8 protein-coding genes are annotated in these 5,580 nt (G+C 64.9%); 4 read left to right on the plus strand and 4 right to left on the minus strand.

Annotated features, from left to right (window positions below; translation table 11 throughout):
* The first annotated feature begins 96 nt into the window (after positions 1-96).
* Positions 97-315: a hypothetical protein gene (locus tag G3N93_RS32845; protein ID WP_206134821.1), complete on the plus strand. Its 219-nt coding sequence runs from the start codon at positions 97-99 to the stop codon at positions 313-315.
* A 118-nt stretch (positions 316-433) separates the two neighbouring features.
* On the opposite strand, the gene G3N93_RS32850 is transcribed toward G3N93_RS32845, so the two are convergent.
* Both G3N93_RS32850 and G3N93_RS32855 read right to left on the minus strand, forming a co-directional pair.
* Positions 434-1,270, minus strand: coding sequence for an FTR1 family protein (locus G3N93_RS32850; protein ID WP_174947736.1), 837 nt, complete (start codon positions 1,268-1,270; stop codon positions 434-436).
* Between the two features lie 12 nt (positions 1,271-1,282).
* Positions 1,283-1,615 carry a cupredoxin domain-containing protein gene (locus G3N93_RS32855; protein WP_011353437.1) on the minus strand — a complete coding sequence of 111 codons (333 nt, stop codon included), beginning with the start codon at positions 1,613-1,615 and terminating at the stop codon, positions 1,283-1,285.
* 338 nt (positions 1,616-1,953) lie between these two features.
* On the opposite strand from G3N93_RS32855, the gene G3N93_RS32860 reads away from it, so the two are divergent.
* Positions 1,954-2,154, plus strand: coding sequence for a heavy-metal-associated domain-containing protein (locus G3N93_RS32860; RefSeq protein ID WP_011353438.1), 201 nt, complete (start codon positions 1,954-1,956; stop codon positions 2,152-2,154).
* Between the two features lie 63 nt (positions 2,155-2,217).
* Here G3N93_RS32860 and G3N93_RS32865 read toward each other — a convergent pair whose 3' ends face one another.
* Entirely contained in the window at positions 2,218-3,708 is a 1,491-nt protein-coding gene (locus G3N93_RS32865) for an aldehyde dehydrogenase (protein ID WP_206134822.1), read from the minus strand.
* A 97-nt stretch (positions 3,709-3,805) separates the two neighbouring features.
* A complete protein-coding gene (locus G3N93_RS32870) occupies positions 3,806-4,357 on the minus strand; it encodes a cupin domain-containing protein (protein WP_089426670.1) in 552 nt (183 codons plus the stop codon).
* 455 nt (positions 4,358-4,812) lie between these two features.
* On the opposite strand from G3N93_RS32870, the gene G3N93_RS41845 reads away from it, so the two are divergent.
* Complete coding sequence (locus G3N93_RS41845) at positions 4,813-4,998, plus strand: hypothetical protein (protein ID WP_043184603.1); 186 nt, start codon at positions 4,813-4,815, stop codon at positions 4,996-4,998.
* Positions 4,999-5,281: 283 nt separating this feature from the next.
* The coding region (locus G3N93_RS32875) for a gamma-glutamyl-gamma-aminobutyrate hydrolase family protein (protein ID WP_206134823.1) at positions 5,282-5,580 on the plus strand (299 nt) is incomplete at its 3' end.

Raw genomic sequence — 5,580 nt, forward strand, 5'->3', positions numbered from 1 at the left:
TGCACTGAATTACTCCAACATCCCGCGTCAATACACGCCGGACGGCAACGTGCTGCAGGTCGGCACGCACGGCCGCTCCGCGGAGGTGACTCGATAATGGAAGCGCAAACCTACCACGGCTACCAGATCTGGGGCCACGCGATCCTGCAGCAGGACGAGATCCTGCAGCCCGAGCGCTTCGCCGGAAGCGGCACGATCACGCAGAACAACAAGCTGGTCGAGGCATCCGGCGTGCTCGGCGTATTCGACACCGAGGACGACGCGCGCGAAGCGGGGCTCGAATGGGCTCGCGCGTGGATCGACAGCCACCGCTGAGCAGGCGCGGCGTGCGCAACCGGCACGCTGTCGTCACTGCTTTGCTCGGGCCGGCCGCGAACCGCACATGAAAAAAGGGGCGTCATGGACGCCCCTTTGCTATTCGAACCCGGACTACTCAGGCGGCAGGCCGTGGCGGCCGCACCGCCGCCTGCGGCCGGCCGACGAGCCGTGCCAGCCCGACGATCGCGACCAGCGTCGCGAGATACGCGACGATCTGGATGCCCGCCGGTCGCGCGGTATAGCCGATCAGCGTATGCAGCGCCTTGCCGACGATGCTGGTTTCCTTGAGCAGCCACGACGTATCCCAGATCACATCGCCCCATGACGGTACGAGGCCGGCCGCGAGCAGGAAGCCGACGCACTGGCTTGCCATCCCCGCCGCGAGCAGCACGATCAGCCAGTTGGTGACGGAGAACAGGCGCTTCAGCGGAATCTGCAGCAGGCCCGCATACATCCCGTAGCCGAGCCCGGCGCCGCCCAGCACGCCCAGCAACCCGCCGACGATCATCTGCGGCGTCTGCCCCGGATCGCCCGCCGCGATGCCGTACAGGAACAGCACGGCCTCGGAGCCTTCGCGCAGCACTGCGACACCCACCACGATCGCCAGGCCCGTCAGCGGCTTGCTGCCGGCCGCGACGGCACGCCCGACCTCGGTCATCTGCATCGCCATCTCGCGGCCGTGCCGGCTCATCCAGATGCTGTGCCACGCGAGCATCAGCGTCGCGACGAACATCACGCCCGCGTTGAAGACCTCCTGCCCCATGCCGGACGCCCACTGCGAAATCACGTCGGCGAACGCGGCGATCAGGCCGGCGCCGATCACGCCGCCCACCAGCCCGCCGCCGACCCACCAGCCGCGCCGCGGCACGCCCTTCGTGGCGGCCATCACGATCGACACCACCAGCGCGGCCTCGAGCACTTCACGAAAGACGATCAGGGCGGTAGACAACATGGCGAGTTGGCCTTACTTGACGGTCAGGTGCGTCTTCGACTGCGCTTCGTGATACTCGTCGTGGAATTCGTACGTGCCGGCCTTCAGCGGCCCGACCAGGATCTCCACCGACTTGCCGGCGGGCACGACCTTCTCCGCCTTGAAGTCGTCACTCTCGAATTCGGCGGGCGTCGCGTCGAGGTTCTTCACGACGAACTTCACCTTCTTGCCGGCCGGGATCGTCACGCCGTCCGGCGAAAACTTGTGGTCCTTCAGGGTCAGGTTGACGACATCGTCGGCCGCGAAAGCGGACGTTGCCGATGCGCCCAGCAGCGCCAGCGCGAAACCGAAAGCAAAACGGTTCATGTGGGTAATGAATTGAAATATCGAAGGGAGCCGATACTAAGATCGATTCGCATTTCCAACTCGCGTACCCTTACTGGCGGCATGGTGATCACGCTTCAGGGATCGCCGTCGCGCGTTGCCCGGCAAGGCATCCGCGCTGCTTTGCCCGGAACGCTTCGCCGTCAATCGGGACAAGTGCCGAATGACGTCGACGGCCCGATCGCGATTCATCAGACTTCATGTTTACAACAGGCTGTGGCCGCGACACCGATTTTCGGCGACACGCGTACGCTTGACCTTCCCACCGTGGCAAGCTTCATGCTGTCGATGCTTGTCAATCGTCAACTCAGGAGAACACGATGGAATTCGAAGTCCAGGACATGACCTGCGGCGGCTGCGCCAACGCCATCACGCGCGCGGTGACGGCCGCCGATCCCGCCGCGAAGCTCGACATCGACGTCGCGGCGAAGATCGTCAAGGTCGAATCGGCACAAGGCGCCGAGCGCGTGCAGTCGATCATCGAAGCCGCCGGCTTCCACCCCGCGCTGCGCGCCGCCTGACGCCCGCACCACGACCCGCGGGCACACCGCCGTAAGGCGCGGCGCCCGCGGCCCGATTTCGCGTCAGCGCAGCCGGATCAGCGTCGACTTCAGCTCGGTGTACTTCTCGAGCGCATGCAGCGACTTGTCGCGGCCGTTGCCCGACTGCTTGTAGCCGCCGAACGGGAAGTTCATGTCGCCGCCCTCGTCGTAGCAGTTCACCCAGACGGTGCCCGCACGCAGCCGGCGCGACACGTCGTGCGCGGTCGTCAGGTTCGACGTCCACACGGCCGCGGCCAGCCCGTATTCGGTGTCGTTCGCGATCCGCACGGCCTCGTCGACGTCGTCGAACACGATCACCGACAGCACGGGCCCGAAGATCTCCTCGCGCGCGATCTTCGCGTCGGGTTTCACCTCGAACACCGTCGGCTCCACGTAGAAGCCGCCCGTTTCCTCCTTCACGCGCGCACCGCCCGTCACGAGCTTGCCTTCGCTGCGCCCGGCCTCGATATAGCCGAGCACGCGTTCGAGCTGGATGCCGTCGACGATCGCACCCATCGACACCGACGGATCGAGCGGATTGCCGGGCACGTAGGCACGCGCGGCCGCGACGAGCTTCTCGATGAACGCGTCCTTGATGTCGCGATGCACGAGCAGCCGCGAGCCTGCCGTGCACATCTCGCCCATGTTGTAGAAGATCGCGCCGGCGGCCGCCTGCGCCGCGCGGTCGAGATCGGGACAATCGGGCAGCACGATGTTCGGCGACTTGCCGCCGAGTTCGAGCCACGCGCGCTTCAGGTTCGACTGCGCCGCGTATTGCATGATCAGCTTGCCGACCGCCGTCGAGCCCGTGAACGCGATGCAGTCGACGTCGCGATGCAGCGCGAGCAGCTTGCCCGGCTCGCCCGCACCCGGTACGACGTTGAACACGCCGGCCGGAATGCCGGCCTCGTACGCGAGCTGCGCGACGCGGATCGCGGTGAGCGGCGATTTCTCCGACGGCTTCAGCACGACGCTGTTGCCGGCCGCGAGCGCGGGGCCGAATTTCCAGGCGGCCATCAGGATCGGGAAGTTCCACGGCACGACGGCTGCCACCACGCCGACCGGCTCGCGCGTGACGAGACCGACGAGATGATGATCGGCCGGCGCAACCTCGCCGCCCACCTTGTCGATCGCTTCCGCAAACCATTCGACGCAATACGCGGCGCCCGGCACGTCGACCGTCGTCGTGTCGCCGATCGGCTTGCCGGCGTCGAGCGTCTCGAGCAGCGACAGCTCGTCGAGATGCTCGCGCATCAGCGCGGCCCAGCGCAGCAGCACGGCCTTGCGCGCACGCGGGTTCAGCCCGGCCCACACGCCCGCGTCGAACGCGCGGCGCGCGGCCGCGACGGCCGCGTTCACGTCGGCTTCGCCGCAATCGGCGACCTTCGCGAGCACGCGGCCGTCGATCGGGCTCACGCAGTCGAACGTCTTGCCTCCGTGCGCGTCGCGCGACGCGCCGTCGATGAATGCGCGCCCTTCGATCTTGAGCGACGCCGCCTTGTCCTGCCAGTCAGCCAAAGTCAACTTGTTCATCAGGATGCCTCAGTTTTTTGGCATTCGCGATGCGGCACGCCGCTGCGCATGACGCGCAGCCGGCCAGCAGCGAATGCAGTGACGCGCGGTGGAAAGGTCAGAAGGTCGCCGGCGAATTGGCCGAGACGACCTCGCAGATCAGGTCCGCGCTGGGATTGCGAAAACGGTGCGGTAAACGGCTTTCGAAGTAGTAGCCGTCTCCGGGGTCGAGCAGCCACGTCGCGCCGTCGACGGTCAGCTCGAGCCGACCCGACACGACGACCCCGCCCTCGTGCCCCGCGTGCACGAGCATCTCGGGCCCCGTATCGGCCTGCGGCTGGTAGATCTCGCGCAGGATGCACATGTTGCGGTCCTTCATGCTCGCGCCGACCAGATGAAACGCGAGCGTGTCGTTGCCGAGGTTCGGCATCTCGTCACGACGCGACACGACCGAGCGCGATTCGACGAGCTCGAACGTGAAGAACTCCGCGAGACTCATCGGGATGCATTCGAGCAGCTTCTTCAACGAGCCGACCGACGGGCTCACGCGGCCCTGTTCGATCAGCGAGATCGTGCCGTTGGTCACGCCGGCCCGCTTCGCGAGTTCGCGCTGCGACAGGCCATGCTTGTTGCGCACGAAACGCAGGCGCTCGGCGACTTCGGTGGACATCGATTCGGTTTCGGACACGATAAGTGCGATGACAAAGTGAAACGACGCGGTGGACAGCCGTTGAATATTCTAATCACTTTATGCCGCGCATCAGCGGGGAAAACCCTGAAAGGCGTTCGAAATAATGAACACCTCGCACATTATTCCGTTTGCGAATCTTTTGTTCGCACTGCTCGGGAAAGCCCTGATGCAGCACCGTTAAAAAACATTTGACGCCGTTTTTGGCTCGTATATGCTGGCTCTCAGGTTAGCGTCATCAAGCTTTCATGGGCAGCAAAAAACGTTATTGCAACGCAAAAATTGATGCCCATCAATGTAAATAACGCGTAACCGGCGCCTTGATTATTTTAAACGCCCAGCGCGTCGAAACGGTCAGGTGTTCAATACTTTCAACAACCCAGTCGAGTGTAATCGTGAGAGTCCGTGGCCCTCTGGTGAGGTGGGATCGAGGCGATGTGCGAAGTTTGCGCAGCGCTGCGTCCGCTTCCGACGACGGCAGTTGCGGCTGGCATAGTCCTCGCCTGCTTCATCTGTCGATCTACACCATCCTGTCCCGTCGTTCCGTTCGGCGTCACAACGCCGTTTCCGCACGCGCATTCGTCGCCGTCGATACCGACGAAGTGGCGTCGCTGCTGCCGTAGCGCCTCTCCTTTCTTTACGTCGTTCGTTTCGTCTGCTGATTCGCCAACCGCATCGTCCGTGCGGTGACGGAACGCGTTCGCGCATTCGTTGCCGCGTCGCGTGTCGCAATGAAACGAACGACGGCCTGATCGTCGCGCGCAGCGCGGATCGCCACGCCATCCCGTTGCGCCCATTCACCAGCGGCCCTGCGTCTCACGCAAGGCTGCGGGGCTGTTGCACGCCGGCGTTTCGCCACATCCGGCAAGCAAGACGCAACAACCCTCCGGATAACTGATTGACGTCATGGATAGAAGGAAACCCCTCGTCGGCATCACTGCCGACCACACGCAAATCGGCGCGCATGCGTCGCATACGGTCGGCGACAAATACGTCGCCGCGATCGTCGACGGCGCGCAAGCGTTCGCGATGGTGCTGCCCGCGCTCGGCGAGCGCCAGTCGGTCGACGACGTACTCGCTACGGTCGACGGCCTGATGTTTACCGGCAGCTACTCGAACGTCGAGGCGCACCTGTACGGCGGCGAAGCGAGCGCACCGGGCACGAAGCACGACCCGGGCCGGGACGCGACCACGCTGCCGCTGCT

The organism is Burkholderia sp. Se-20378 (assembly GCF_017104665.1).
Classification (GTDB): Bacteria; Pseudomonadota; Gammaproteobacteria; order Burkholderiales; family Burkholderiaceae; genus Burkholderia; species Burkholderia lata.